This window comes from Mesorhizobium sp. M1322 (assembly GCF_040318085.1).
In the GTDB taxonomy this organism is placed as follows: domain Bacteria; phylum Pseudomonadota; class Alphaproteobacteria; order Rhizobiales; family Rhizobiaceae; genus Mesorhizobium.
On sequence record NZ_JAMYLP010000009.1, the window covers coordinates 67,050 to 92,225 of the forward strand.

The 25,176-nt window shown below is 62.4% G+C and carries 25 protein-coding genes; 19 read left to right on the top strand and 6 right to left on the bottom strand.

Annotated features, from left to right (window positions below):
- Positions 1-21: 21 nt before the first annotated feature.
- From NKH12_RS05795 to NKH12_RS05805, 3 genes are all read left to right on the top strand, one after another.
- Positions 22-495 carry a methyltransferase family protein gene (locus NKH12_RS05795; protein WP_352952250.1) on the top strand — a complete coding sequence of 158 codons (474 nt, stop codon included), beginning with the start codon at positions 22-24 and terminating at the stop codon, positions 493-495.
- 227 nt (positions 496-722) lie between these two features.
- Positions 723-1,118: an alpha/beta fold hydrolase gene (locus NKH12_RS05800; protein WP_352952251.1), complete on the top strand. Its 396-nt coding sequence runs from the start codon at positions 723-725 to the stop codon at positions 1,116-1,118.
- 38 nt (positions 1,119-1,156) lie between these two features.
- Positions 1,157-1,411 (top strand): hypothetical protein, encoded by a 255-nt coding sequence (locus NKH12_RS05805; protein ID WP_352952252.1) that lies wholly within the window; start codon positions 1,157-1,159, stop codon positions 1,409-1,411.
- A 144-nt stretch (positions 1,412-1,555) separates the two neighbouring features.
- Here NKH12_RS05805 and NKH12_RS05810 read toward each other — a convergent pair whose 3' ends face one another.
- Positions 1,556-2,605 carry a LacI family transcriptional regulator gene (locus NKH12_RS05810; protein WP_352952253.1) on the bottom strand — a complete coding sequence of 350 codons (1,050 nt, stop codon included), beginning with the start codon at positions 2,603-2,605 and terminating at the stop codon, positions 1,556-1,558.
- 415 nt (positions 2,606-3,020) lie between these two features.
- On the opposite strand from NKH12_RS05810, the gene NKH12_RS05815 reads away from it, so the two are divergent.
- From NKH12_RS05815 to NKH12_RS05850, 8 genes are all read left to right on the top strand, one after another.
- The gene (locus NKH12_RS05815) at positions 3,021-4,253 is read left to right on the top strand and encodes an ABC transporter substrate-binding protein (protein ID WP_352952254.1); all 1,233 of its coding nucleotides are present in this window, start codon (positions 3,021-3,023) and stop codon (positions 4,251-4,253) included.
- Between the two features lie 111 nt (positions 4,254-4,364).
- A complete protein-coding gene (locus tag NKH12_RS05820; RefSeq protein WP_023797405.1) occupies positions 4,365-5,258 on the top strand; it encodes a carbohydrate ABC transporter permease in 894 nt (297 codons plus the stop codon).
- Positions 5,251-6,186: a carbohydrate ABC transporter permease gene (locus tag NKH12_RS05825; protein ID WP_352952255.1), complete on the top strand. Its 936-nt coding sequence runs from the start codon at positions 5,251-5,253 to the stop codon at positions 6,184-6,186. Before NKH12_RS05820 ends, NKH12_RS05825 begins: the two co-directional genes overlap by 8 nt.
- A 2-nt stretch (positions 6,187-6,188) precedes the next feature.
- Positions 6,189-7,286 carry an ABC transporter ATP-binding protein gene (locus tag NKH12_RS05830; protein WP_352952290.1) on the top strand — a complete coding sequence of 366 codons (1,098 nt, stop codon included), beginning with the start codon at positions 6,189-6,191 and terminating at the stop codon, positions 7,284-7,286.
- Positions 7,287-7,354: 68 nt separating this feature from the next.
- Positions 7,355-8,101, top strand: coding sequence for a sugar phosphate isomerase/epimerase family protein (locus NKH12_RS05835; protein WP_352952257.1), 747 nt, complete (start codon positions 7,355-7,357; stop codon positions 8,099-8,101).
- Between the two features lie 12 nt (positions 8,102-8,113).
- Positions 8,114-9,274, top strand: coding sequence for a Gfo/Idh/MocA family protein (locus NKH12_RS05840; protein ID WP_352952258.1), 1,161 nt, complete (start codon positions 8,114-8,116; stop codon positions 9,272-9,274).
- 137 nt (positions 9,275-9,411) lie between these two features.
- Positions 9,412-10,458 (top strand): L-glyceraldehyde 3-phosphate reductase, encoded by a 1,047-nt coding sequence (gene mgrA, locus NKH12_RS05845; protein WP_352952259.1) that lies wholly within the window; start codon positions 9,412-9,414, stop codon positions 10,456-10,458.
- A gap of 235 nt (positions 10,459-10,693) precedes the next feature.
- Positions 10,694-11,098, top strand: a complete 405-nt coding sequence (locus tag NKH12_RS05850; RefSeq protein WP_023797411.1) for a Fur family transcriptional regulator — start codon at positions 10,694-10,696, stop codon at positions 11,096-11,098.
- A 154-nt stretch (positions 11,099-11,252) separates the two neighbouring features.
- Here the strand turns inward: NKH12_RS05850 and polA are convergent, their stop codons facing one another.
- Positions 11,253-14,216, bottom strand: coding sequence for a DNA polymerase I (polA, locus tag NKH12_RS05855; protein WP_352952260.1), 2,964 nt, complete (start codon positions 14,214-14,216; stop codon positions 11,253-11,255).
- Between the two features lie 401 nt (positions 14,217-14,617).
- On the opposite strand from polA, the gene NKH12_RS05860 reads away from it, so the two are divergent.
- The 6 genes from NKH12_RS05860 to NKH12_RS05885 all read left to right on the top strand — a co-directional run bounded on the left by NKH12_RS05860 (position 14,618) and on the right by NKH12_RS05885 (position 18,250).
- Complete coding sequence (locus NKH12_RS05860; protein WP_352952261.1) at positions 14,618-16,003, top strand: M20/M25/M40 family metallo-hydrolase; 1,386 nt, start codon at positions 14,618-14,620, stop codon at positions 16,001-16,003.
- Positions 16,004-16,200: 197 nt separating this feature from the next.
- Positions 16,201-16,821: a ribonuclease D gene (locus NKH12_RS05865; protein WP_352952262.1), complete on the top strand. Its 621-nt coding sequence runs from the start codon at positions 16,201-16,203 to the stop codon at positions 16,819-16,821.
- A 51-nt stretch (positions 16,822-16,872) separates the two neighbouring features.
- Positions 16,873-17,121, top strand: coding sequence for a hypothetical protein (locus tag NKH12_RS05870; protein ID WP_352952263.1), 249 nt, complete (start codon positions 16,873-16,875; stop codon positions 17,119-17,121).
- Positions 17,122-17,222: 101 nt separating this feature from the next.
- Positions 17,223-17,477, top strand: a complete 255-nt coding sequence (locus NKH12_RS05875; protein WP_292516377.1) for a GlsB/YeaQ/YmgE family stress response membrane protein — start codon at positions 17,223-17,225, stop codon at positions 17,475-17,477.
- A gap of 25 nt (positions 17,478-17,502) precedes the next feature.
- Positions 17,503-17,652, top strand: a complete 150-nt coding sequence (locus tag NKH12_RS05880) for a hypothetical protein (RefSeq protein ID WP_352952264.1) — start codon at positions 17,503-17,505, stop codon at positions 17,650-17,652.
- Positions 17,653-17,860: 208 nt separating this feature from the next.
- Positions 17,861-18,250 (top strand): hypothetical protein, encoded by a 390-nt coding sequence (locus NKH12_RS05885; RefSeq protein ID WP_352952265.1) that lies wholly within the window; start codon positions 17,861-17,863, stop codon positions 18,248-18,250.
- A gap of 194 nt (positions 18,251-18,444) precedes the next feature.
- Here the strand turns inward: NKH12_RS05885 and NKH12_RS05890 are convergent, their stop codons facing one another.
- Together NKH12_RS05890 and NKH12_RS05895 are read right to left on the bottom strand one after the other, a co-directional pair.
- Entirely contained in the window at positions 18,445-19,080 is a 636-nt protein-coding gene (locus tag NKH12_RS05890; RefSeq protein WP_352952266.1) for a GDSL-type esterase/lipase family protein, read from the bottom strand.
- A gap of 52 nt (positions 19,081-19,132) precedes the next feature.
- The gene (locus tag NKH12_RS05895) at positions 19,133-19,381 is read right to left on the bottom strand and encodes a hypothetical protein (protein ID WP_352952267.1); all 249 of its coding nucleotides are present in this window, start codon (positions 19,379-19,381) and stop codon (positions 19,133-19,135) included.
- Between the two features lie 175 nt (positions 19,382-19,556).
- Here NKH12_RS05895 and NKH12_RS05900 point away from each other — a divergent pair, with 175 nt between their 5' ends.
- Together NKH12_RS05900 and NKH12_RS05905 are read left to right on the top strand one after the other, a co-directional pair.
- Positions 19,557-21,812, top strand: a complete 2,256-nt coding sequence (locus NKH12_RS05900) for a transglycosylase domain-containing protein (protein WP_352952268.1) — start codon at positions 19,557-19,559, stop codon at positions 21,810-21,812.
- Between the two features lie 57 nt (positions 21,813-21,869).
- A complete protein-coding gene (locus NKH12_RS05905; protein WP_352952269.1) occupies positions 21,870-22,622 on the top strand; it encodes an SDR family NAD(P)-dependent oxidoreductase in 753 nt (250 codons plus the stop codon).
- 22 nt (positions 22,623-22,644) lie between these two features.
- Here the strand turns inward: NKH12_RS05905 and NKH12_RS05910 are convergent, their stop codons facing one another.
- Together NKH12_RS05910 and NKH12_RS05915 are read right to left on the bottom strand one after the other, a co-directional pair.
- Positions 22,645-24,435: a cation:proton antiporter domain-containing protein gene (locus tag NKH12_RS05910; protein ID WP_352952270.1), complete on the bottom strand. Its 1,791-nt coding sequence runs from the start codon at positions 24,433-24,435 to the stop codon at positions 22,645-22,647.
- Between the two features lie 190 nt (positions 24,436-24,625).
- Positions 24,626-25,075: a baeRF12 domain-containing protein gene (locus NKH12_RS05915; protein WP_352952271.1), complete on the bottom strand. Its 450-nt coding sequence runs from the start codon at positions 25,073-25,075 to the stop codon at positions 24,626-24,628.
- Between the last annotated feature and the right edge of the window lie 101 nt (positions 25,076-25,176).

Consider the following 25,176-nt stretch of genomic DNA (forward strand, 5'->3'; position numbering starts at 1 on the left):
GAGCACAGATTGGAGATGAGCATGGCCGTCGAACCGGACAGCGCGGGTGTGCGCTTCCCTCCGCCCTTCGTCTATCTGGGAGCGCTGCTGTTGGGGCTGGCGGCGGAGCGGTTCGTCACCCTGCGCTCTTTCGGCATCGACTGGCGGTTGCTGGTCGCGACGGGCGCGCTGCTGTTCGTTGCCGGCGCGGCGATGATGCTTGCGGCGGCGGGGCTGTTCCGGCGGCTGGGCACCAACGTTCCGCCGTCGCAGCCAACGACTCTCATCGCAACGACCGGTCCTTATCGGTGGACCCGCAATCCCATGTATCTCGGCATAGCGCTTATCTATGCCGGCCTTGCGATCGGCTTCGACGGGCCGATCGCCTTCGCCTTGCTCCCGTTGGTGCTGATCGCGATCCAGACGCAGGTGATTGCCCGCGAGGAGCGCTATCTCGAAGCGAAGTTCGGCGACGACTACCGCCGCTACAAGGCCGAGGTTCGCCGCTGGCTCTGACTATTCCGCCGCTGCCGCCTGCGGGGCCTTCTGATAAACCAGCACCGGCTTCCTTGCTGCGAGCTATCATATTCTGAAGGTTGCGGGCCGGTGTCACGGAAAACCGACTGGCCGGCTGACCCCGCATTACACCCGGCGCCTGAGGAGACGCACATGTCCAAAACCAGAGACGCCGAAGCCAGCATCAGCATCTCTCGTCCGACCGCTCTTGGAAAAGCCTGACACACATGAAGTTCGAACACGTCACCTTCGACCTGCCACACGGCACCTTTCACGCGCTGCAGGGTGGTGATCCCGATGGTCAACCGACGCTCGTCTTGCACGGCTTCCCGGACCATCCGCCGACCGCGATGCCCTTCCTTGCCGAGCTCGGCCGCCGCGGACGTCACGTCGTCGCACCCTGGCTTCGCGGTTACGCGCCGTCCCCGACCGCGGGGCCGTTCGATTTCGCAGCCCTCACCAGCGACGTGCTCGCGCTGATCGACCGCTGGTCTCCCGGGCGAGCCGTGGAGTTGGTTGGCCACGACTGGGGCGGCGCGATCACATTCGATGCCTGCGTCACCGCGCCGGAGCGGATCGAACGCGCGGTCACGCTCTCTTTCCCCACTCACTCACGTTCCTGAGCCGGCCGCGCCTCGCTCAGCTACGCCCGAGCTGGTACATGGGGCTCTTTCAACTGCCGGGTAGCGGCTGGATGGTCACCGCCCGCGATCTCGCCCTCATCGACCGCCTCTGGCGTCAGTGGTCGCCGAGCCTCTCGCTCGATCCAGCTCTCCAGGCGGAGCTACACGAGCACCTGCGGGCGAGCATGCCCGCGCCCTTAAAGTACTACCGGGGGCTGCTGCGACCCGGCATGCTTGGGGCGATGCGCCGCCTGTCGGCCCGCACGCCGATGTCTGCATTCGAGAAGCGGTAACCAAGAGCGGACAGACCGCCACCAGCCCCAAGGCTGCTGCCAGTCAGCAGCGCGCATTTTCCAGCCAAGTGGAACACTTGGCGTCGCAGAAATGCGGCTAAGACAAATAGATGGAGCGGGATGCCCAGTTCAACGTATCCCGCTCTAGTCGGGACGGCGGTAGGCCAGAACCTCGGTCGGCACGCTCAGGCTCTGCAGGGAGCCAGGTGCAGCGCCGCCGATCCAGCCCAGCACGGAGCGGGCGAGCTCTGCGCCGGCCAGCCGGAAGTTCTCGTTGACCACCAGCAATTCCCTGCGGAACAGGTGCAGCAGGTCGGACGACTGCTTGGACACCACGTCGACGTCCCGGCCGAGCTTGAGCCCGGCGTCCTCGATGCCGGCGACGATGGCGAGTGTCGCGGCAGCGGCACTGCTGACGAAACCGTCCGGCCTGACGTCGCGGCGCATCAGCTGCGCGGTCCTCATCCTGATCTGCTCGATCGAATGGTCGACCGAAACGGTGTTGAACGGGATCTCGTTGGCGCCAACCTCGCTCAGCGCATCGGTGAAGCCGTTCAGCGTATGACTGTGGTAGGTCAGCTCGACTGGGGGCGCCAGCAGAGCCAGCCTGCGGCGGCCGATGCCGGTCAGATGGCGCACAGCCTCGGTCGCGAACGCGTAATTGTCGAAATCATGATAGGGATGGATCAGCCCCATATCGGTGCGGCCGTGCGTGGCAAAGGGGATGCCGCGCTCCAGCAGGTAACGGGCCCTGGGGTCATTCGGCTGAGTCCGCGAAATGATGACGCCGTCGGCGGAGCCGGTCTCCACCAGATAACGTATCGGATCCAGGGGATCCTGAGAGCGTGAATAGGGCGTGACGATCAGGTGGTAGGGTGTGTCGGCGATGACTTCCGAGACGCCGTAAATGATATCAGAGACAAAGCTCATGATCTCGCGCTCGGTGTTGAGCACGAGGCTGATGACGTTGGTCTTGCCGGTCCGCAGGCGCACACCGGCACGGTTGGGGCGGTAACCGATCTGCCTGGCGACGAGCTGGACGCGCCGCCTGGTCTCGGCGCCGATCTCGGGCGCGTCCTTCAGCGCCCGCGACACTGTGGTGACGCCCAGCCCGGTCATGAACGCAAGCGTCTTCAGCGTCGGCCGGCCCTGTCCTGACGCCTCGTCGTCTTTTTCCGTCTGATGTCTGTCCATTCATCCCGCCCGTCAGGCGCATAGCAGTTGCCGTGCAGACCGGCAATCGTCGGATCGCGGCTCGCCTGCGACTCCGCCTGATGAGCACTCTATATACTGAAACGTTACAAATTGTCACTTGCCATCGCGCAGCGGCCAGTAAAGGCTAGCCTGGACGAGCGGCGCTCCCGTTCCACGCAAAGTCGTTGGGCGTCGGGAAGGACTTGCCCGTGGAACAAGGTTTTGCCGAATTCCACGCGTTGCGGCATCCTTCTTGCGATGCAGCCTGTCTTGCGGCGGTGCAGTGGACGGACCTTGCGCGGCGAGTTTGTTCGCGGCTCGAAAAAATGCCCAACTGCTCCACTTCGGGGTTGCGCGCTTCCAGCAATTGCCGTATCGAAAATCTGTAACGTTTCAGATTCTGGGAGGAGCCGAAATGCGATATCAATTGATGACCGCTGCGTTGGCGGTGACAACCGCGCTCGCCGCCCCGGCGGCAGCGACGGATCTGGAAGTGACCCATTGGTGGACTTCGGGCGGCGAGGCGGCGGCTGTCGCCGAATTCGCCAAGGCGTTCGACGCGACAGGCAATCATTGGGTCGACGGCGCCATCGCCGGCTCCGGCGGCACGGCGCGGCCGATCATGATCAGCCGCATCACTGGCGGCGACCCCATGGGCGCCACCCAGTTCAACCACGGAAGGCAAGCGGAAGAATTGGTGCAGGCCGGTCTGATGCGCGATTTGACCGAGCTGGCCACCAGGGACAAGTGGGCGGAAATCGTGCAGCCGAAGAGCCTGCTCGACGGCTGTACCCTCGACGGCAAGATCTATTGCGTGCCGGTCAACATCCACTCCTGGCAGTGGCTGTGGCTGTCGAACGCGGCCTTCGAAAAGGCCGGTGTGCCGGTGCCGAAGAATTGGAATGAATATGTCGCGGCCGCCCCGGCGCTGGAGAAGGCAGGCATTATACCGCTGGCGGTCGGCGGGCAGCCCTGGCAATCCTCCGGCGCCTTCGACGTGCTGCTTACGGCGGTCGGCGGCACGGACGCTTTCTTGAAGGTCTATCGCGACAAGGATGCGGAATTCGCCGCCGGGCCTGAAGTCGCCAAGGTGTTCAAGGCCGCGGACGATGCCCGCAAGATGGCGAAGAACACCAATGTGCAGGACTGGAACCAGGCCACCAATCTCGTCATCTCCGGCAAGGCCGGCGGCCAGATCATGGGCGATTGGGCGCAGGGCGAGTTCCAGGTTGCCGGGCAGACCGCCGGCAAGGACTATACGTGCCTTCCCGGCCTTGGCCTGAACGAGGTCATCGCCACCGGCGGCGATGCCTTCTACTTCCCGCTGCTGCAGGACGCTGAAAAGTCCAAGGCGCAGGAAGCACTGGCCGAAACGCTGCTCGATCCCAAGACGCAGGTCGCCTTCAACCTCAAGAAGGGCTCGCTCCCGGTGCGCGGCGATATCGACCTCAAGGCGGCGAACGACTGCATGAAGAAAGGGCTCGACATCCTGGCCAAGGGCAGCGTCATGCCCTGGACGGACCAGCTGCTGTCGCAGGACACCCAAAAGCAGAAGGAGGACCTTTTCTCCGAGTTCTTCGCCAAGCCGGACATGACCGTGGAAGAGGCGCAAAAGCGCTTCGCCGACATCGTCGCCTCAGCGGACTGACGATCGACGAACCGCTCGCTCCCGGCCCGCCGCGGGGCCGGGAGCTCCGGGTCAAGTCTTGACCCTTGGCCCTGAGCCTTCGGCCTTACCCGATCCAGCCCGGCTGTGCAGATGAGCAAGAGCGAACGTCCCAACCAACTCTTCCGCAACCTTAACGCCAAGGTCGCCTCTATTCCGATGGTCCTCACCGCACTGGTGATCTTCGTCGGCGGCAGCGCCTGGACGGTGCTTTATTCCTTCACCAATTCAAAACTGCTGCCGCGGCTGAATTTCGTCGGGCTCGACCAATATTATCGACTGTGGTCGACGCCGCGTTGGCTGGTCTCGATCGAGAATCTGCTGGTCTACGGCGTGCTGTCGCTGGTGTTCTCTCTGGTCATCGGCTTCATATTGGCGGCGCTGCTCGACCAGAAGATCCGCTTCGAGGACACTTTCCGCACCATCTTCCTCTACCCCTTCGCGCTCTCCTTCATCGTCACCGGTCTTGTCTGGCAGTGGCTGCTCAACCCGGAGTTCGGAATCCAGGGGGTGGTGCGCGGCCTCGGCTGGGAAAGCTTCAGCTTCGATCCGCTCTACAATTCCGACATCGTCATCTACGGCATCCTGATCGCCGCGCTTTGGCAAGGCACCGGGCTCATCATGTGCCTGATGCTGGCGGGCCTGCGCGGCATCGATGAGGATATCTGGAAGGCCGCGCGGGTGGATGGGATACCCACCCTAAAGACCTATCTGTTCATCATCATCCCGATGATGCGGCCGGTCTTCATCACCGCGCTGGTCATCATCGCCGCCGGCATCGTCAAGGTCTATGACCTGGTTGTCGCCCAGACCAGCGGCGGTCCCGGCATCGCCTCCGAAGTGCCGGCCAAATATGTCTATGACTACATGTTTTTCGCCCAGAACCTCGGCCAGGGTTTTGCTGCCTCGACGATGATGCTGCTGTCGGTGGTGGTCGTCATTGTTCCCTGGGCCTATCTCGAATTCGGAGGCAAGAAGCGTGGCTGACCTTGCCGTTTCCCTGCCTGCCGGTACGGGCTCTATCGGGCTTGAGGCATCCGGGCCGCGAGGGCCCAAGCCGCGGCATGTGTTCTCGCGTCGCAACATCTTCCTCTACGGCACGCTCATCGTGGTGGCGCTGTATTATCTGCTGCCGCTCTATGTGATGGTGGTGACGTCGCTCAAGGGCATGCCGGAGATACGCCTCGGCAATATCTTCTCGCCGCCGCTCGAGATCACCTTCGAGCCTTGGGTAAAGGCCTGGTCCAGCGCCTGCACCGGCCTCAACTGCGACGGGCTCTCGCGCGGTTTCTGGAATTCGGTGCGCATCACCATTCCTTCGGTCATCCTGTCAATCGCGATCGCTTCCGTGAACGGCTATGCGCTTGCCAACTGGCGCTTCAAGGGGGCCGACACCTTCTTCGTGATCCTGATTGTCGGCGCCTTCATTCCCTATCAGGTGATGATCTATCCGATCGTCATCATCCTGCGCGAAATCGGCCTCTACGGCAGCCTAAGCGGCCTGGTGATCGTCCATTCCATCTTCGGCATGCCCATCCTGACACTGTTGTTCCGCAACTATTTCACTTCGATGCCGGAGGAACTATTCCGGGCGGCGCGCGTCGACGGCGCCGGCTTCTGGGGCATCTATTTCCGCATCATGCTGCCGATGTCGCTGCCGATCTTCGTCGTCGCCATCATCCTGCAGGTGACCGGCATCTGGAACGACTTCCTGTTCGGCGTCGTCTACACGCGCCCCGACACCTATCCGATGACGGTGCAGCTCAACAACATCGTCAACTCGGTGCAAGGCGTGAAGGAATACAACGTTAACATGGCCGCCACCATCCTGACCGGCCTGGTACCGCTCGTCGTCTACTTCGTTTCCGGCAAGCTTTTCGTGCGTGGCATCGCCGCCGGCGCGGTGAAAGGATGATGATGACTAGACTCGAAAATCCCAGCGTCTCAATCCAGGACCTGTCGCTGAATTTCGGCGCAATTTCGGTGCTGGAAACGCTCAACATCGATGTCGCCGAGGGTGAGTTCATCGTGCTGCTCGGGCCGTCCGGCTGCGGCAAGTCGACCTTGCTCAACTGCATCGCCGGCCTGCTCGACGTTTCGGACGGCCGCATCTTCATCAAGGGCAAGAACGTCACCTGGGAGGAACCCAAGGACCGTGGCATCGGCATGGTGTTCCAGTCCTATGCGCTCTATCCGCAGATGACGGTGGAGAAGAACCTGTCCTTCGGGCTGCGCGTCGCCGGCATCCCCAGGGACGAGATCGCCAAGCGCATTGCACGGGCTGCAGAAATCCTCCAGATCGAGCCACTGCTGCAGCGCAAGCCGTCGGCGCTTTCGGGCGGCCAGCGCCAGCGTGTCGCGATCGGGCGGGCGCTGGTGCGCGACGTCGACGTGTTCCTGTTCGATGAACCGCTCTCCAATCTCGACGCCAAGCTGCGCGCCGAGCTGCGTGTCGAAATCAAACTGCTGCACAGCAAGCTGCAGAACACCATGATCTATGTCACCCACGACCAGATCGAGGCGATGACGCTGGCCGACCGCATCGCGGTGATGAAGGGCGGCGTCATCCAGCAGCTCGACGCACCGCAGAAGATCTACAATCGCCCGGTCAACCGTTTCGTCGCCGGATTCCTCGGCTCGCCGGCGATGAATTTCCTCGACGGCAGGCTGGAGAAGGACGATGGCAACTGGCACTTCGTCGTCGCGGATGTGCGGATCCCGCTCGCCACCTACGCATTCGAAAAGGAGCCCGTGCCGGGAGCGGCCGTGTTCGGTATCCGGCCCGAGCATGTCGCGTTCAACAGCGGCGCTGGATGGCCGTTCACAGCTACGGCCAATGTCGTGGTCGTCGAGCCCATGGGTTCCGACACGCTGGTCTGGCTGAAGCTCGGAAATCAGAATTTCACGGTGCGAGTGACATCCGAGCGCACGCCAAACAACGCCGACACCGTGAGCATCGGTTTTGACCCGATCCGCGCTTCGCTGTTCAACGCCGCAACCGGCAACCGCCTGTAACTCCCCAAAACCTCATTCCCAAGAATTTTACCTCAAGCCCATCCATCCCCAGACAACGGACAGAGACGATGAACTGGTCATTCCAACTTTACAGCGCCCGCAATTTCCAACCGTGGGAAGGGGTGCTCAAGATGCTGGGCGAGCTCGGCTACGCGCAAGTCGAAGGGTTCGGCGGCGTCTATGACGATCCCAAGGCGTTTCGTGCCGAACTCGACAAGAACGGGCTCGCCATGCCGACCGGCCATTTCTCGATCGATGCGCTCGAGAACGATTTCGACGGCGTGCGCAAAATCGCCGACGCGCTCGGCATCACGCTGCTCATCTGCCCCTATCTGGTCGCCGAGAGCAGGCCGACCGACACGGCCGGCTGGCGCGACTTCGGCGCACGCCTGGCCAAGGTCGGCGAGACGGCTGAGAAAGCCGGCTACGGCTTTGCCTGGCACAACCATGATTTCGAGTTCAAGACGCTTGCCGACGGCTCGGTGCCGCAGGACCATATCCTGGCGGTGGCACCCGACATCGGCTGGGAGATGGACGTGGCCTGGGTGGTGCGCGGCGGTGACGATCCGCTGCCCTGGATCGAGAAGTATGGCAAACGCATTACCGCCGTCCATGTCAAGGACATTGCCAAGCCCGGCGAGGGTCGCGACGAGGACGGCTGGTCGGATGTCGGCCACGGCACGATCGACTGGGCCGGTCTGATCAAGGCGCTGCGCGCCAAGAGCGCCGCGAAGCACTACGTCATGGAACAGGACAACCCCAACGACATCGAGCGCTTCGCCCGCCGCTCGATCGCAGCCGCCAAGACCTATTAGGAGCAAACCAGCATGGCAAAAAAACTTGGGGTCGGCGTCATCGGCTGCGGCAACATCTCGAAGGCGTATTTTTCACTGGCGCCGCTGTTTCGCGGCATCGAGATGCGCGCCTGCGCGGATATCAACATGGATGCAGCCAAGGCGCGGGCGAAGGAGTTCAAGCTGCGCGCCGAGACAGTCGAAGGGCTGCTCAAGGCTGACGATATCGACATCATCGTCAACCTCACGGTTCCGGCGGTGCACTACGAGGTGTCGAAGCAGATCCTCGATGCCGGCAAGCATGTCTATTCGGAAAAGCCGTTCGTGCTGTCGGTCAAGGAAGGGCTCGACCTGAAGAAGCTGGCGGAAAGAGACGGACTGCGCATCGGCTCGGCGCCCGACACTTTCCTCGGTGGCGCGCACCAGCTTGTCCGCAACCTGATCGACACTGGCAAGCTCGGCAAGATCACCAGCGGCACATGCCACGTGATGAGCCATGGGATGGAGCACTGGCACCCCAATCCGGACTTCTTCTTCCAGCCTGGCGCCGGTCCGGTGCTCGATATCGGACCCTATTACATAACCAACCTGATCCAGCTGATCGGACCGGTGAAGCAGGTGGCGGCGTTCGCTTCGATCCCCTCGACAGAACGCACGATCTCGTCCAAGCCTCGCGCCGGCGAAAAAATCCTGGTCGCCACGCCGACGACGATCCACGGCGTGATGGAGTTCGAAAATGGCGCCGTGGTGACGCTCAATACCAGCTGGGACGTGTGGAGCCATGGCCATGCGCCGATGGAACTCTACGGCGAATTGGGCACGGTGTTTTTGCCGGATCCGAATTTCTTCGGCGGCGACGTTCGCTTCACCAATGCCGCCAAGCCGGTCAAGAAGCTGCCGAAATGGAAGCATCCGTTCGGCGTGGCCAACCAGATGCATTCGCACGGCATGATGGCCAACTACCGCACCGCCGGTCTCGCCGACATGGCGCTGGCGATCGCGGAAGGCCGGCCGCATCGCTGCTCGATGGAACTGGCGCTGCATGCCGTCGATGTGATGACCGGCATGCTGCGGTCGGGCGCGAGCGGAAAGTTCGTTGCCATGCAGACCACCTGCGAACGGCCTGCGGCACTGGGCGTCAAGGACGCGGAAGGGCTGTTGGCGAAGAAGAAACCTTTGGCGAAGAAGAAATAGGTGCGGGCTTCAGTGATTGCGACACGTCGAACCCTCTCCCCATAGAAACCGGGAGAAGCTAAGGGTGAGGGCAGAGCCGACTCACCCTGTTTTCGCGGTGGCAACTGCCGGGCTCGCTTTTGATTTGAGGATCTCGCATGCCCTATGTGCCCGCTGAAAACCGCTACGAGAAAATGGTCTACAATCGCTGCGGGCGATCCGGCCTGAAATTGCCGGCGATCTCGCTCGGGCTCTGGCACAATTTCGGTGACGACACACCGCACCGAACCAAGCAGGCGATCGCGCGCAAGGCCTTCGATCTCGGCATCACGCATTTCGACCTCGCCAACAATTACGGCCCGCCGCCCGGTTCGGCGGAGACGGCTTTTGGCGAAATCCTGCGGACGGATTTCTCCTCCTATCGTGACGAGCTGATCATCTCGACCAAGGCCGGTTATGAGATGTGGGCCGGACCCTATGGCGAATGGGGCGGGCGCAAATATGTGCTGGCCAGCCTCGACCAGAGCCTGAAGCGGATGGGGCTCGACTATGTCGACATCTTCTATTCGCACCGCTTCGATCCTGATACTCCGCTGGAAGAAACGATGGGTGCGCTCGATCACGCGGTGCGCTCGGGCAAGGCGCTTTATGCCGGCATCTCCTCCTACAATTCGCAGCGCACGCGCGAGGTCGCCGACATATTGAAGCAGCTCGGCACGCCTTGCGTCATCCATCAGCCGAGCTATTCGATGCTCAACCGCTGGGTCGAAGACGACGGTTTGCTCGACACGCTGGAGGGGCTCGGCGTCGGCTCAATCGTGTTCACGCCGCTGGCGCAAGGCATGCTGACCGACAAATATCTCGGCGGCATCCCTGAGGGCAGCCGCGCCAGCCAAGGCAAGTCGCTGAGGCCGGCCTTCATCAACGACAAGACCATCGCCAACATCAAGGCGCTGAACGCGATTGCCGGCCGACGCGGGCAGACGCTGGCGCAGATGGCGCTAGCCTGGGTGCTGCGCAAGGGCAGGGTGACCTCGGCGCTGATCGGCGCCAGCCGGCCGGAACAGGTCGAGGATTGCGTCGGCGCGCTGAAGGTGCTCGACTTCAGCGATGCCGAGCTCGCCGAGATCGATACCTACGCGCGCGAAGCCGACATCAATCTGTGGGCCGCCTCCGCCGAGCGCAAGGGTCCCCCGCGGAAGTGATGGGCAACGCATAGCCGAACAGGTGCGGCGGGAACTACTCCCGTCGTTTTCATTTACGGGGCCCGCCAATAATACCTGCTCGAAGTTTGGGCCTGCTCGGTTTGGCCGGCTTCTGGGCCGTGCCGGCACAGAAACAGTAGCAAAAATGCCCGTCCGTCGCTATCTGGATAGAATTGAAGCCGCTTGCATGCGGATATGACGCGCGAGCGGCGCAAAACAGGTTGGAAACAGGACCATGGCGGCGAGGGATGTGCTGACGAAAAACCAGTTGTGCGTGCTCGAGAAACTCGAGGCCGCCAGCGGGCCGCTCAGCGCCTATACATTGCTCGACCAGCTTCGCGATCGGGGTTTTCGCGCACCGCTGCAGGTCTATCGCGCGCTCGATACGCTGGTGAAGTCCGGTTTCGTGCACAGGCTCGAAAGCCTCAATTCCTTTGTCGCCTGTGCCGAGCCGCACGACCACAGCCATTCGATGACCGCCTTTGCCATCTGCGACACATGCGGACAGGTGACCGAATTTTCCGACCATGATGTCGGACACCGGCTCGACGAATGGGTGCGCTCGACCGGTTTTGCCGCCAAGAAGGCGGTGATCGAGTTCCGCGGTACCTGTGCGAAATGCCTGGCCGAGGCGGCTTAAGGTGTATCGATATTCAGGTGATGCCGGCCTGCAAACGGCGGCTTCCTGCGCTTCCGGTGCTCACGTACCCAAAAGTACGCTCCGCTCCGGTTCTCGGAAGCCACCATTTTCGACTCGGCCTGACCTGAATCTCAACACACCTTGGCTTGGCGCATCAATGCGCCTCTTCCCAATTGTTGGCGGCGCGGGCGTCGACATGTAGCGGCACCGACATCGACACCGCCGGCATCGCAGCGTTCTCCATCACGTGGCGCACGACGGGGATCGTCGCCTCGACCTCCGCTTCCACCGTCTCGAAGACCAGCTCGTCATGCACTTGCAGCAGCATGCGGGCGGAAAGCTTCGCCCTTTCCAGCGCATCGTCCATGCGGATCATGGCGCGACGGATGATGTCGGCGGCGGTGCCCTGCAGGCGTGCGTTGATCGAGGCGCGCTCGTTGAAGGCGCGGACCGAAGGATTGGAAGAGCGTATCTCCGGATAGTGGATGCGGCGGCCGAAGATCGTTTCGACATAGCCGTGTTCGCGGGCATAGGCCTTGGTCGCGTCGATGTAGTCGCGAATGCCCGGGAAGCGTTCGAAATATTTCTTGATATAGGCGCCGGCCTCTTCGCGCGGGATCGATAGCTGGTTGGCAAGGCCAAAGGCGGAAATGCCGTAGATGATGCCAAAATTGATCGCCTTGGCGCGGCGGCGTATCTCCGAGGGCATGCCCTCGACCGGCACGTTGAACATCTCCGACGCGGTAATGGTGTGGATATCGGCGCCGTCGGCAAAGGCCTGTTTGAGCTGCGGGATCTCGGCGACATGGGCGAGCACGCGCAGCTCGATCTGGCTGTAGTCGGCGGAAACCAGCTTGTTGCCCTTGTCGGCGATGAAGGCCGTCCTGATCTTCCGCCCCTCGACGGTGCGGACCGGAATGTTCTGCAAATTGGGATCGGAGGACGACAGCCGTCCCGTCGTCGTCGCGGCAAGGGCGTATGAGGTGTGGACGCGCTTCGTAGAGGGATGGACGAAACCGGGCAGCGCATCGGTATAGGTCGATTTCAATTTGGTCAGTTGGCGCCAGTCGACGATTTTGCGCGGCAGCTCGTGGCCTTCGGCGGCGAGGTCTTCCAGCAGCTGCGCCGAGGTCGACCACTGGCCGGTCTTGGTTTTGGAGCCGCCGGGCAGGCCCATCCTGCCGAACAAGATGTCGCCGAGCTGCTTTGGCGAGCCGATATTGATGCGCTCGCCGACGAGCTGGTAGATTTCATCCTCCAGCCGCGCGGCGCCCTGCGCCAGCTCACCGGAGAGCCGCGACAAGATCTGCCGATCGACGGAGATGCCGCGCTGCTCCATCCTCGCCAGCACCGGCACCAGCGGCCGTTCCAGCCGCTCGTAGACCGAGACCAGGCCCTTGGCGGCAAGCCGTGGCTTCAGCACCCGCCAGAGGCTGAGCGTCACATCGGCGTGCTCCGCGGCATAGGCCGTTGCCTTGTCAATGTCGACCTGGTCGAAACCGACGAAGCTTCTTCCAGAGCCGGCCAGATCCTTGAGGGCAATGGTCGAGTGGCCGAGCCACTTTTCGGACAGAGCCGCCATGCTGTGGCCGCCGGACGTGCCGGCGTCGAGTACGTAAGAAATCAGCATGGTGTCGTCGAAGGGGGCGACATCGATGCCGTGGCGGCTCATGACGACGAGGTCGTATTTCAGGTCCTGCACGATCTTGAGAACCGACTTGTCCTCCAGCAACGGCTTCAGGATGCCAAGCGCCTCACGGATCGGGATCTGGTTTTCGACCACTCCGCCGCCGAGCAGGTCGCCGTTGCCGCTTTTGTGGGCGAACGGCACATAGGCGGCGCGACCGGGCGCCGTGGCTATGGACAGGCCGATCAGTTCGGCCTGCATCGGATCGGCTGACGTGGTCTCGGCGTCGAAGGCGACGATGCCGGTCTCCATCGCCTCGGCCACCCATGCCTTCAGCACTTTAGTGTCGCGGATGGAGACGTAGGCGCTGGTGTCGATCTTGCTGGCGGTGGCGTCCTCGAAGCGAAGCGCCGAGAGAAGCGAAGGGGTGTCGCCTTCCTTGGGTTCCACCTTGATGGTGGCCGGCACCGCTTCCCCGGCCTCGTCTGTCACTGCGCCTGCCGCGCTTTCGGCTGCCGGCACTCCAAACCCGACATCGGGACCATGCGCGGTGTCGGCGCGCTCGATAATGACGGGAACGGCCTTGACATCAGCCGCTTCCGTTCCGGTCGCTTCCGCCACGCGGCGGGTCAGCGAGGAGAATTCCATCGTCTTGAGAAAGCCGATCAGCCTCGGTCCGTCGGGCGGGTGCAACACGAAATCGTCGAGCCCGCCGATCCCCGGCACGTCGTTCTTCAGCGTCACCAGTTCACGCGAAATGCGCGCCTTGTCGGCGTTGGCAATGATCGATTCGCGCCGTTTGTCCTGCTTGATCTCGGCGGCACGGGCGAGCAGCGTATCGAGATCGCCGAACTGTTCCAGCAATTGCGCCGCCGTCTTCGGCCCGATGCCGGGCACGCCCGGCACATTGTCGACCGAATCGCCGGTCAGCGCCTGCAGGTCGATCATCTTTTCCGGCGGCACGCCCCATTTCTCGATCACCTCGGGAACGCCGATCTGGCGGTCCTTCATCGGGTCGTACATGGCGACCGAAGGGCCGACCAGTTGCATCAAATCCTTGTCGGAGGAAATGATGGTGGTGTCGCCGCCGGCTTCGCAGGCAAGCCGGCAATAGGTGGCGATCAGGTCGTCGGCCTCATAGCCTTCTGTCTCGAGGCAGGGCAGGTTGAAGGCCCTGGTCGCCTGGCGGATCAGGCCGAACTGCGGGATCAGATCTTCCGGCGGTGCCGAGCGGTTGGCCTTGTATTCGGGGTAGAGGTCGTTGCGGAAGGTTTTCGACGAATAGTCGAAGATGACGGCGAAATGCGTCGGCACGATGCCGACATCGGTGTTGCGGGCGTCCTGCGTCAGCTTCCACACCATGTTGCAGAAGCCGAGCACGGCACTGGTCGGCAGCCCGTCGGATTTGCGGGTCAGCGGCGGTAGCGCGTGATAGGCACGGAAGATGTAGCCGGAGCCGTCGACAAGGAAGAGATGATCGCCTTTTTTCATGGGACGAAGGGATAGCGCGGCGCAGCGTCGTGGTCCATGCCAAAGGCGGCCTCAACCACCGGTTCCGGCAACAGCCTGACAAGTCGATCCGATCACGGGTATGTTACGAAAGTGTAATCTTCGTGCCCTTGAATCGCCACGTTCGGAGACACAGATAAACGCCATCGGCATTTTTCGCCGACGTTCGGAGCAAGGCCCGTCCCCCGCCTATCCCGGACACTTGCGGCAGCCTATCCCCCCTCTCCGGGCTGCCGCATCGTTTCGAGTAAAGGCCGCCGTGGTTCCCCCTCCACCACGGCGGCATTTTTTTGCTTCGAAACCCGTGGTCCAACGACCGCCGGCTTTTCGTTTCTGCCTCGCAGCTTTAGGGTTGCCGCTCAGAATCGAAAGGCCTGATAAGAATGTCCAGAGTTTCTCCCGTCCTCGACCGCCTCGACAACAACCTCGACGAGAGCCTGGAGCGCCTGTTCGGCCTGCTCAGGATCAAGTCGATCTCGACCGACCCGACCTATGCCGCAGACTGCCGCAAGGCGGCGGAATGGCTGGTGGCGGAACTCAAGCTGATCGGCTTCGACGCCGGCGTGCGTGACACGCCTGGCCATCCGATGGTGGTGGCGCACCATGACGGGCCGGCGGGCGCGCCGCATGTCCTGTTCTATGGCCATTACGACGTGCAGCCGGTCGACCCGATCGAGCTTTGGGAAAGCGATCCGTTCACACCTTCGGTGAAGCAGATCGAGGCCGGCCATCAGGTGATCACGGGACGTGGTTCGGCCGACGACAAGGGGCAGCTGATGACCTTCGTTGAGGCTTGCCGCGCCTGGAAGCAAGTGCATGGCGGGCTGCCGTGCCGCATCACAATCCTGTTTGAAGGCGAGGAGGAGTCCGGCTCGCCATCGCTGAAGCCGTTCCTCGAGGCAAATGCGGCCGAACTCAAGGCCGACTTCGCCCTTGTCTGCGACACCGGCATGTGGGACCGCGATACGCCGTCCATCTGCGTCGCGCTGCGCGGGCTGGTCGGCGAAGAGATCACGGTGAAGGCCGCCGACCGCGACCTGCATTCTGGTCTCTATGGCGGTGCTGCCGCCAATCCAATCCGCATCCTGGCCAGAATCCTGGCCGACATCCACGACAAGAACGGCCATGTCACCATTCCGGGATTCTATGACGGTGTCGAGGAGACGCCTTCGCAGATCCTGAAGTCATGGGAGACGCTCGGCGAGACCGCCGAGACATTCCTTGAGCCTGTCGGGCTGTTGATCCCTTCCGGCGAAAAGGGCCGCTCGGTGCTCGAACTCACCTGGGCGCGGCCGACGGCCGAGTTCAACGGCATTATCGGCGGCTATACCGGCAAGGGGTTCAAGACGGTGATCGCGGCGGAAGCCTCGGCAAAAGTGTCTTTCCGCCTCGTCCACAAGCAGAATCCCCAGAAGATTCGCGCCGCTTTCCAGGCCTTCGTCAGGGAGCGCATCCCGGCCGACTGCTCAGTCGATTTCCATCCGCATGGCGGCTCGCCGGCGATCCAGCTTTCCTACGACTCGCCGTTTCTCGCCAAGGCCAAGGACGCGCTGTCCGACGAATGGCCGAAACCGGCGGTGACGACGGGAAGCGGCGGCTCGATCCCGGTGGTCGGCGATTTCCAGACCTATCTCGGCATCGAATCCTTGCTGGTCGGTTTCGGGCTCGACGATGACCGCATCCATTCGCCGAACGAGAAATATGAGATGAGTTCCTTCCACAAGGGCCAACGCTCCTGGGCGCGCATTCTCGACGCGCTGACACGCTGACAGGGTCAAGATGTCAACTTTCTGTTGATTTTTCATCGGATCGCGGCAAGGACGGGCTAAAGCGCGTCGCGTTTGATCTGCCTGATGCGACGCGCTTTAGGTTGTTGTTTTATGCATGTCGTTATCGCAAAACCGCTGCACACTTTTGCGCGACATGCATTAGAGCGACGTGCGTCCCGTCGCGACCGGAGAAGACGATGAGCGATATCCGCTTCCATAAGAACGATCTGCCGGGGCTCTTGCACTACGACGTCGGGGCGGTCGCCATCGACACGGAGACGCTGGGGCTCAATCCGCATCGCGACCGGCTTTGCGTGGTGCAGATATCGCCTGGCGACGGTTCCGCCGACATCATCCAGATCGCGCCCGGCCAGAAGAAGGCGCCGAACCTCGTCAGCCTGCTCAAGAACCGCAGCATAACCAAGCTGTTCCATTTCGGTCGTTTCGATCTCGCCGTGCTCTACAACGCCTTTGGCGTCATGCCGGAGCCGGTGTTTTGCACCAAGATCGCCTCGCGGCTTACCCGAACCTATACCGACCGGCACGGGCTGAAGGACATCTGCTTTGAGCTTCTCGGCGTCAGTCTGTCGAAGGCGCAGCAATCGTCGGACTGGGCGGCGGAAACGCTGTCGCCCGAACAACTCGAATACGCCGCCTCCGACGTGCTCTATCTGCACCAGCTGCGCGATGTGCTGACAGCGCGGCTGGCGCGCGACAACCGAACCAAGGAGGCCGAGGCCTGCTTCCGCTTCCTGCCGACGCGTGCGAAACTCGACCTGATGGGCTGGGATGAGGCAGACATCTTCGCCCACAGCTAAGGCGGAACCAGGTGTTCGCCGCGACGTTCTGTCGGTCCACGGAGGGATGAAATGGCTGCCAGAAAACCAATCGAAACAGCGCCCAAGGACGGCTCCAAGGTCACCGTCTACTGGAAGGACAGCGACGGCGTGATGAACGAATCCATCGCGCAGTACCGGTCGCTCGACCGGCTGAAAGCGGCCGGCGGCGACTGGGACGAGAACGACACCGGCTGGTGGGCCTATACGGACGGTCATACGCAAAGGAAGGTCGAACCGATCAGCTGGCGGCCGGCATCCGAGGATGCCGACGACGAATGACGCCGCTGGCGGGGCCGGCGCCTTTCCAATAGATTGGACCTGTTGCGGAGGTCGATTCGGAGCTTTCCGCTCCGCGACAATTCGCTCTGGAGGGATCTGCAATGGGTACTGAGAGCCTGCTTGTCTTCATCATCATCGGTGCCATCGCCGGCTGGCTCGCCGGCCTTATCGTCAAGGGTTTCGGCCTCGGCCTGGTCGGCAACATCGCCGTCGGCATCGTCGGTGCCTTCATCGCCGGCTGGCTCTTCCCACGGATGGGGTTCGCCATAGGCGGTGGCATATTCGCCTCCATTATCCACGCCACGATCGGCGCGGTCATCCTGCTCGTGCTGATCAAGCTGGTTAAGCAGGCCTGATCCATCAAAGGACATCAAGCGCGCCATGAAACAACAGAACATGCTCTATCTCGTTATCGGTGCGCTCGCCGTCGTGGTCATCGCGCTCGGCATCTATGTCTATCGCCAGCAAACCAGGCCGGAGGGCGTGGAACTCAAGATCGACGACAAGGGTATATCGATCCAGCAAAACTGAACGGCGTTAGGTTGGCGTGGCAAAAGTGCCGATGACCTACCCCAATCAGGCCGAAAATTGACGCAAAGGCAGGGCCGGTCCATCCTTCGATGCGTCCGGAGACAGAAGCCAAGCTGGATATGGAATGAGAGTGACGTATCGGCGCATCCGCGGTATGATCTTGGTACAGGGAGTTTGGGGCCAACCCACCTACTATTAGGAGGTTGCCATGAGGCACCAAACACTGCACCAACTGCATACGGTGGCAAAGGTACACAGAGACCCAACACCTCCTGGAATGGACCGAACCCAGCGTCTCGAACGTTGGTCAAAACGTCTTGAACGGCAGCCCAATCGACTCCTTACCGCACTTATCGGGACCGAATATCAATCGTCACCCGAGCGCGACGTCATGCGTGGCGACGGCTCGCCAATATCGGTTGCCTTCGAGGATCCGATCCTGCGCGATGAAGGGCTGAAAGACGACACTTATGGCGAAGCAAAGCGTTTCTTCGAATTGACTGACGATGAGCTCCACGAAATTGTCTGCTACTGCCATGTGGGCGAGACGATGCAATCATCCTGGGCAGCGCTTTCCGTTCGTGCTGCGATTGGCTAACGAATGATCCGCCAGGGTTGAATGACTTTGATGATGAGGTCATGCGCCAATTCAATGGTTTAGAGCGCGATCGGACGCAAAACCTACTTTACCGGTCGCGCTCTAATGACGAGCATAGACTGCGGCTATCTTCCTAGACGCGCGGCCAGGTTCGCACCCACCAGAGGGGGTGCGGGGTGAGAAATCGCCTGGATCTAGCGCTTCAGGGATGCAGCCATAATTGGGCGAATCTGGTTCTCCCAGACCCGGTAGCCGTCGCCGTTAAGATGGACCCCATCGGTCGTGAACTCCGGCCGGAGGCTATCGTTTCGGGAGAGGGATGCGTTGAGGTCCAGAAACCGGCAGTTGGCGGCGTTTGAGCAAAGAGCCATGAGTGCGCTGTTCAACCGCTTTATTGCTGCGTTGTGAACCTCGCTGCTCGTAAACAACGTTGACTGGACAACGATGCTATCCAGATCCGCCAAGCGTTCAATGATCTTGCCGTAGGATGTAGCGACGTCGTCAGGGCCAGCTGACCTGCTAATATCGTTTACCCCTAGCATGATGAAAACGAGCCGGGGCTCTGCTGCCGTAATCTGGTCGAGCCTTAGGAGCGCGCTGTCGACGCGTTCACCAGATATGCCGCGATTGATTATTGACAGTCTGGGAAACATCTCCTGCCAATGGCCACTCGCAGTGAGAGAATCACCAAACATGACGATGTCGGTATGTCCTTTGAATTGACGGAATTCGTCGACTTTCTCTTGCCAGTGAGCGTTATCGGAGTGTGTTGCAAAGAGGGTCACTAGCAGCATCGCTAGCACTGTGCTGAAGATCAGCATCTTCTTCATGTCAACCTACCAAGGTAGGTAGTCATAGCTCGCTCCGTAACAGCTCGGTGGTCTAATGGATCTTGCCATCGATCTTCATGGGCTTGTAGATCATCAGCCGCTTCATCTGACGCCAGCCTGAATAACGCCCAAGGTCGTCGGCCACTCCGACATCAGCACGACAGAGAAATATGACCGCGCCGCGCTTGAGGCCGCGGACCGTTTTGCCGATGCCAGAATCAGGCGACGCGAACAGAGCGGTGACGGGCGGTAACAGATTTAGAAATTCGTATGGAATTTCAAAGGCCTGCTGAACGGTCATTTTAACCTGCCCTTAAATCGCCGCAACTACTCTTCACCCCGAACGCCATGGAGCGACGTGCGTCCGTTCGGAGGCACAATACGCTCTAGACTTTGAAGCTTCGCATCGTGCTTTCCGAAAATCGATTCCGATTTTCGGGCCGATGCGATAGGCATCGGGACAGACAGCACAGCGCATGGCGAACCGCAGAGACAGCCGCATCGAACCGAGCTTCGAGGGACCGCCACGGGCGAAATCCTCGGCCGGTTTTTCGGTGAGCGAGGAGGATCGCGTCGTGCCGAGCAACCGCAAGACCTCTGCAAAGCGCCAATCGGCCAGGACAAAAGCGTCGCGTCGCGGGCGCGGCAAAAGCCGGCGCGGCCTGTTCGGCGTGCTCGGCCGGTTGGCCTACTGGTGCTTCGTGCTGGCCATCTGGGGCGGCATCGCCGCCGCCGGCATCGTCGTCTATTACGGCGCGAAAATGCCGGCAGCCACCACCTGGGCCATCCCCGACCGCGCGCCCAATATCAGGATCGTCTCCGTCGACGGAAAACTGCTCGCTAACCGCGGCATGAGCGGCGGCGAAGCCGTCGGCCTGCATGAAATGTCGACCTATATTCCCGAGGCCGTCATCGCGATCGAAGATCGCCGCTTCTATTCGCATCTGGGCATCGACCCGATCGGCCTGTCCAGAGCCATGGTGGCCAACGTTGCCGGCGGGCGTTTTTCGCAAGGCGGCTCGACGCTGACCCAGCAATTGGCGAAAAACCTGTTCCTGACGCCCGATCGCACGCTGGAACGCAAGGTGCAGGAAGTGCTTCTGGCGCTGTGGCTCGAGCACAAGCACACCAAGGACCAGATCCTCGAAATGTATCTCAACCGGGTCTATTTCGGCTCCGGCGCCTATGGTGTCGAAGCGGCCTCGCGCCGCTATTTCGGCAAGAGCGCGCGCGACGTCACGCTGCCCGAAGCCGCACTCCTCGCAGGCCTGTTGAAAGCGCCGTCGCGACTGTCTCCGGCGCGTGACCCGAAGGCCGCCGAGCGGCGCTCGCAGCTTGTTCTCGCCGCCATGCGCGACGAAGGCAGGATCAGCGCCAAGGAACTGACCACGGCGATGAGCGCGCCGGCGTTGCGGGTGGCATCCTACTGGACGGGCTCGGAAAACTACGTCGCCGACGCCATCGTGGAAGAGCTGCCCGCCCTGATAGGTGATGTGCGCGGCGACATCGTCGTCGACACCACCGTCGACCTGACGCTGCAGAAGCTCGCCGAAGAATCGATCCGCCGGCTGATCGACGGCAGCGGCAAAAAACTCAATGCCAGCCAGGGCGTGCTGGTGTCGATCGACAATTCCGGCGCGGTACGCGCCATGGTCGGCGGCTATGATTATTCGACCAGCCAGTTCGACCGCGCCTCGGAGGCGCGCCGCCAGCCGGGCTCGGCGTTCAAGCCCTTTGTTTACATGGCGGCGCTGGAAGCCGGCCGCACGCCCGACAGCGTGCGCAATGACGCGCCGATCAAAATTGGCAAATGGACGCCAACCAATTACGGCGGCAAGTATTTCGGCAAGGTGACGCTGGCGACGGCGCTGGCGAAATCGCTGAACTCGGTGGCCGCCCAGTTGACCATGGAAGTCGGACCTGACGCGGTGGTCGAGGCGGCGCATCGCATGGGCATCCAGTCCGACCTCACGGCCAACACCTCGATCGCGCTCGGCACCTCTGAAGTGACACCGCTGGAACTGACGTCGGCCTATGTCCCCTTCGCCAATGGCGGCTACCGGCCGGAAGTCCATTTCATCCGCCGCGTGACGACAGCCAGCGGCAAGGTGCTCTACGACAACAATGGCGGCGGCGCCCCGCGCGTCATCAAGCCCGAGATCGTCGGCATGATGAATTCGATGATGACCGGTACTGTCGAAATCGGCACTGCCAGGAAGGCGGCCTTTGCCTGGCCGGCCGCCGGCAAGACCGGCACCAGTCAGAATTCGCGCGACGCCTGGTTCATCGGCTATACCGCCAATCTCACCACCGGCGTCTGGTTCGGCAATGACGATGGCGGTCCGATGAAGAAGGTACCCGGCGGCGCGCTGCCGGAGCAGGCAGGGCACGAGTTCATGGTCGCCGCGCACGACGGCGTGCCGGTGCGGCCGCGGCCTGGAACATGGAGGGCGACGCCTGCCGATACGATCGTGCAGGACGAATTGCCGCCCAACGCGGCGCAACCGGCGCCGGTGCCGTCCGCTTCGGTCAGCCAGTCCGCGCCGTCCGCCCAAAAAGCGTCGCCGCGTCGCGCCGCGCGTCCCGCCGAAACGGTCGATGCCGGCGGCTTCGGCATGCCGGGCGGTGGCGGCACAACCGCATCGATCAAGCGCCCGGTGCCGCCCGGCGATGTCGGCGGCCCGGTCAAGAAGCGGCAGACCTCGATCCTCGACATCCTCACCGGCGGCTGACCCCCTCGTCATCGTTGCCGTGTTCCGCTACATCTGCGGGTTAAAGAGAGATCGCGAATGGCCGAAACCGACACCAGAAAGACCATCGTGCTGACCGGCGCCAGCCGCGGCATCGGCCACGCCACGGTCAAGCGCTTTTCACGAGAAGGCTGGCGCGTCATCACCTGCTCGCGCCAGGCCTTTGCCGAGGACTGCCCGTGGCCGGCCGGTCCGGAAGACCACATCAAGGTCGATCTCGCCGACCAGGAGGATGTCGGCATCGCGACCTCGGAAATCCGCCACCGGCTGGAGGCGCATGGCGGCCAGCTTCATGCGCTGGTCAACAATGCCGGCATCTCGCCGAAGCTCAAGGACGGCAACAGTCGCATGAATTCGATCGACACGCCGATGCATGTCTGGCGCGACGTGTTCCAGGTCAATTTCTTCGCGCCGATCATGCTGGCGCGGGGATTGTTTAGGGAATTGGCGTCGGCCAAAGGCTCGATCGTCAATGTGACCTCGATCGCCGGCACCCGCGTGCATCCCTTCGCCGGCACCGCCTATGCGACGTCGAAGGCCGCGCTCGGCTCGCTGACGCGCGAAATGGCGCATGATTTCGGTCCGCACGGCATCCGCGTGAACGCGATCGCACCTGGCGAGATCGACACGGCGATCCTGTCGCCGGGCACGGAAAAGATCGTCGAGACGATTCCGCTGCGACGACTGGGCACCACGGCGGAAGTCGCCGACATCATCTTCTTCCTGTGCTCGCAGCAGGCGTCCTATGTGACGGGCTCGGAAATCCACATCAATGGCGGCCAGCACGTGTGAGCGAACGCTGGCGATCGGAGGGCTAAGCAATCGGTGCTTTCGGCTCTTTGGCCGCCTCTGCCTTGCCTTCTATCACCTCCTCCACAATCCCCCGCGCGATCTCGCGCTCGCCCATGATGACTGTATCGGCACCGAGACCTTTGAGGTGCTCGACCTCCGCGTCGGAATGGGCACGGGCAATGACGTTGATCCTCGGGTTGGCGGCGCGGGCGCGCAGCACGATCTGTCCCGCCTCGAAGGCGTTGGGGATGGCAAGGATCAGCCGGCTCGCGCCCTCGGGATTGGCTGCGGCGAACACCTCGCTGTTCGCGGCATTGCCGGACACGGTTTCGATGCCGTCGTCCCTGAGCTTCGCCAGCGTCTTGTCGGCATCCTCGATGACGAGGAACGGCAGGGCGGCCTCCGTCAATGACGCGCCGACAAGGCTGCCGACACGGCCATAGCCGACCAGGATGGAATGGCCGGTAAGCGCTGTCCTGGGCGGCGGGCCGTCCTCTTTCACCGGCGCCGCAACCGAAGCCAGCTGGCCTGGCTCCGTGGCGGGGCCGATCGGCTTTGCCTCGTCGAGCGAAGCCGCCTTGCCGGCGCGCCTTTCCAGCCATGGTTTCATCCAGTCGACGGCAAGGAACATCAGCGGGTTGAGGACGATCGACAGGATAGCACCGGCGAGGATGAGGTCGCGTCCTTGTTCGGGCAGCAGCTTCAGCCCGACGCCGAGCTCGGCCAGAATGAACGAGAATTCGCCGATCTGGGCAAGGCTTGCCGAAATCATCAATGCGGTGGCGACCGGATAGCGGAAGGCGACGACGATAGCGAAGGCCGCCAGCGATTTGCCGATGACGATGATGGCCAGTGTCGCCAGGATCGGCCAGCCATTGCTGATCAGGCTGAACGGGTCGAACAGCATGCCGACCGAAACGAAGAACAGCACGGAAAAGGCGTCGCGCAGCGGCAGCGATTCCTCGGCGGCTCGATGGCTGAGCGCGGATTCGCTCATGATCATGCCGGCGAAGAAAGCGCCCAGCGCCAGCGAGACGCCGAATAGCTTGGCCGCGCCGAAGGCGACGCCGAGAGCAATGGCCAGCACCGCCAGCCGGAACAATTCACGCGACCCGGTATGGGCGACGTAGTGCAGGATCCAGGGGATGACCCGGCGGCCGACCACCAGCATGACGACGACAAAGGCGGCGACCTTGGCCAGCGTGATGCCGACGACACCCCAAACGCCGTAGCTCGCCGGCAGCGACAGCAGGCCGCTGCTGTGGACCTCCACCGGCTCCTGACCGCCCAGCACGCCGGCCAGCGCAGGCAGCAAGACCAGCGCCAGCACCATGGCCAGATCTTCGACGATCAGCCAACCGACGGCGATGCGGCCGCGCTCGGTCTCGATCAGCCGCCGTTCCTGCAAGGCACGCAGCAGCACCACGGTCGAGGCGACGGAAAGCGCCAGCCCGAAGACCAGCCCCGCGCCCATCGACCAGCCCACCCACCACGCCAGCCCGCCCCCGCGCGCTGTCGCAAAGCCGATCTGCACGATGGCGCCGGGCACGGCGATGGCGCGGACCGACAACAAGTCCTTCAGCGAGAAATGCAGGCCGACGCCGAACATCAGCAGGATCACGCCGATTTCGGCCAGCTCATTGGCAAGACCGGCATCGGCGACGAAGCCAGGCGTGTTCGGCCCGACAAGCACGCCGGCGATGAGGTAACCGACCAGCGGCGGGATGCGGAAGCGATTGGCAATTGCGCCGAAGACGAAAGCCAGCCCCAGACCGGCGACGATTGTGGCGATAAGGGGCGTGTCATGCGGCATGGTCTATGGAGCGCCTTTCAAAAATCACGATGTCGGATATGCACCGCCGAGGCAGCCGCGTTTGCAATATGGCGGCTCGGATGGCCGCGAGGCAACCCGCAAATGCCGTGAAGTCTACGACAGAGATGACAGAAGGCGAGCCGCCTCGGGGGGCTGCAAAAGGAAGGGCCTGAGCGCCTTGATGCCGCGATCAGGCCGCCTGCAGCAGGTTTTCGATGTCGACGATGGTGTGGTTGGTCAGCGTCTTCGGAATTTCCACTGTGATTTTCCCGGCAACTTCCTTATGCAGTTTTCGCCTCATCTCGCCCAGCACCTGCGGCGGTGCGATCAGCACCATCTCCTTGAAGGCGCCGCGATGCGCGAGCTTGTACAGCCGCTCGGCTATTTCGTCGGCGAAACGCTCCTTGCCGAGACGATGCCAGTCAGTGTCCTCGACTGCGCTGCGGTGGACGGAAGGGCCGTCGCTGTAGCGGCCGGGACGGTCCGAACCTTGCTCTCGCGTCGCCGGATTTGCCTGTTCCATCTCCTGCACGACCTGAAGGTCGGGATATTGGGTGTCGCCACGGTTTTCGAGGAACAGCGCCTTCTCGCCGTCGGCCACCACGACCCACAGTCCGCGTTTCAGCTTGAGATTGTTCACGGAGCGCTCCTTTTTTCTGTTTTTCATGGTTTTCAAGGCCCGTCTCTGGAGCCATTGCCGCAGCTGAACAGCCAGGCTCGGATTCGCAGGGCAAACGCGCG

What these genes read in the sequence shown, in the direction of transcription:
- NKH12_RS05795 (WP_352952250.1), top strand. Translation starts at nt 22, where the DNA reads ATGGCCGTCGAACCGGACAGCGCGGGTGTGCGCTTCCCTCCGCCCTTC.
- NKH12_RS05800 (WP_352952251.1), top strand. Translation starts at nt 723, where the DNA reads ATGAAGTTCGAACACGTCACCTTCGACCTGCCACACGGCACCTTTCAC.
- NKH12_RS05805 (WP_352952252.1), top strand. Translation starts at nt 1,157, where the DNA reads ATGGGGCTCTTTCAACTGCCGGGTAGCGGCTGGATGGTCACCGCCCGC.
- NKH12_RS05810 (WP_352952253.1), bottom strand. Translation starts at nt 2,605, where the DNA reads ATGGACAGACATCAGACGGAAAAAGACGACGAGGCGTCAGGACAGGGC.
- NKH12_RS05815 (WP_352952254.1), top strand. Translation starts at nt 3,021, where the DNA reads ATGCGATATCAATTGATGACCGCTGCGTTGGCGGTGACAACCGCGCTC.
- NKH12_RS05820 (WP_023797405.1), top strand. Translation starts at nt 4,365, where the DNA reads ATGAGCAAGAGCGAACGTCCCAACCAACTCTTCCGCAACCTTAACGCC.
- NKH12_RS05830 (WP_352952290.1), top strand. Translation starts at nt 6,189, where the DNA reads ATGACTAGACTCGAAAATCCCAGCGTCTCAATCCAGGACCTGTCGCTG.
- NKH12_RS05835 (WP_352952257.1), top strand. Translation starts at nt 7,355, where the DNA reads ATGAACTGGTCATTCCAACTTTACAGCGCCCGCAATTTCCAACCGTGG.
- NKH12_RS05840 (WP_352952258.1), top strand. Translation starts at nt 8,114, where the DNA reads ATGGCAAAAAAACTTGGGGTCGGCGTCATCGGCTGCGGCAACATCTCG.
- mgrA (WP_352952259.1), top strand. Translation starts at nt 9,412, where the DNA reads ATGCCCTATGTGCCCGCTGAAAACCGCTACGAGAAAATGGTCTACAAT.
- NKH12_RS05850 (WP_023797411.1), top strand. Translation starts at nt 10,694, where the DNA reads ATGGCGGCGAGGGATGTGCTGACGAAAAACCAGTTGTGCGTGCTCGAG.
- polA (WP_352952260.1), bottom strand. Translation starts at nt 14,216, where the DNA reads ATGAAAAAAGGCGATCATCTCTTCCTTGTCGACGGCTCCGGCTACATC.
- NKH12_RS05860 (WP_352952261.1), top strand. Translation starts at nt 14,618, where the DNA reads ATGTCCAGAGTTTCTCCCGTCCTCGACCGCCTCGACAACAACCTCGAC.
- NKH12_RS05865 (WP_352952262.1), top strand. Translation starts at nt 16,201, where the DNA reads ATGAGCGATATCCGCTTCCATAAGAACGATCTGCCGGGGCTCTTGCAC.
- NKH12_RS05870 (WP_352952263.1), top strand. Translation starts at nt 16,873, where the DNA reads ATGGCTGCCAGAAAACCAATCGAAACAGCGCCCAAGGACGGCTCCAAG.
- NKH12_RS05875 (WP_292516377.1), top strand. Translation starts at nt 17,223, where the DNA reads ATGGGTACTGAGAGCCTGCTTGTCTTCATCATCATCGGTGCCATCGCC.
- NKH12_RS05880 (WP_352952264.1), top strand. Translation starts at nt 17,503, where the DNA reads ATGAAACAACAGAACATGCTCTATCTCGTTATCGGTGCGCTCGCCGTC.
- NKH12_RS05885 (WP_352952265.1), top strand. Translation starts at nt 17,861, where the DNA reads ATGAGGCACCAAACACTGCACCAACTGCATACGGTGGCAAAGGTACAC.
- NKH12_RS05890 (WP_352952266.1), bottom strand. Translation starts at nt 19,080, where the DNA reads ATGAAGAAGATGCTGATCTTCAGCACAGTGCTAGCGATGCTGCTAGTG.
- NKH12_RS05895 (WP_352952267.1), bottom strand. Translation starts at nt 19,381, where the DNA reads ATGACCGTTCAGCAGGCCTTTGAAATTCCATACGAATTTCTAAATCTG.
- NKH12_RS05900 (WP_352952268.1), top strand. Translation starts at nt 19,557, where the DNA reads ATGGCGAACCGCAGAGACAGCCGCATCGAACCGAGCTTCGAGGGACCG.
- NKH12_RS05905 (WP_352952269.1), top strand. Translation starts at nt 21,870, where the DNA reads ATGGCCGAAACCGACACCAGAAAGACCATCGTGCTGACCGGCGCCAGC.
- NKH12_RS05910 (WP_352952270.1), bottom strand. Translation starts at nt 24,435, where the DNA reads ATGCCGCATGACACGCCCCTTATCGCCACAATCGTCGCCGGTCTGGGG.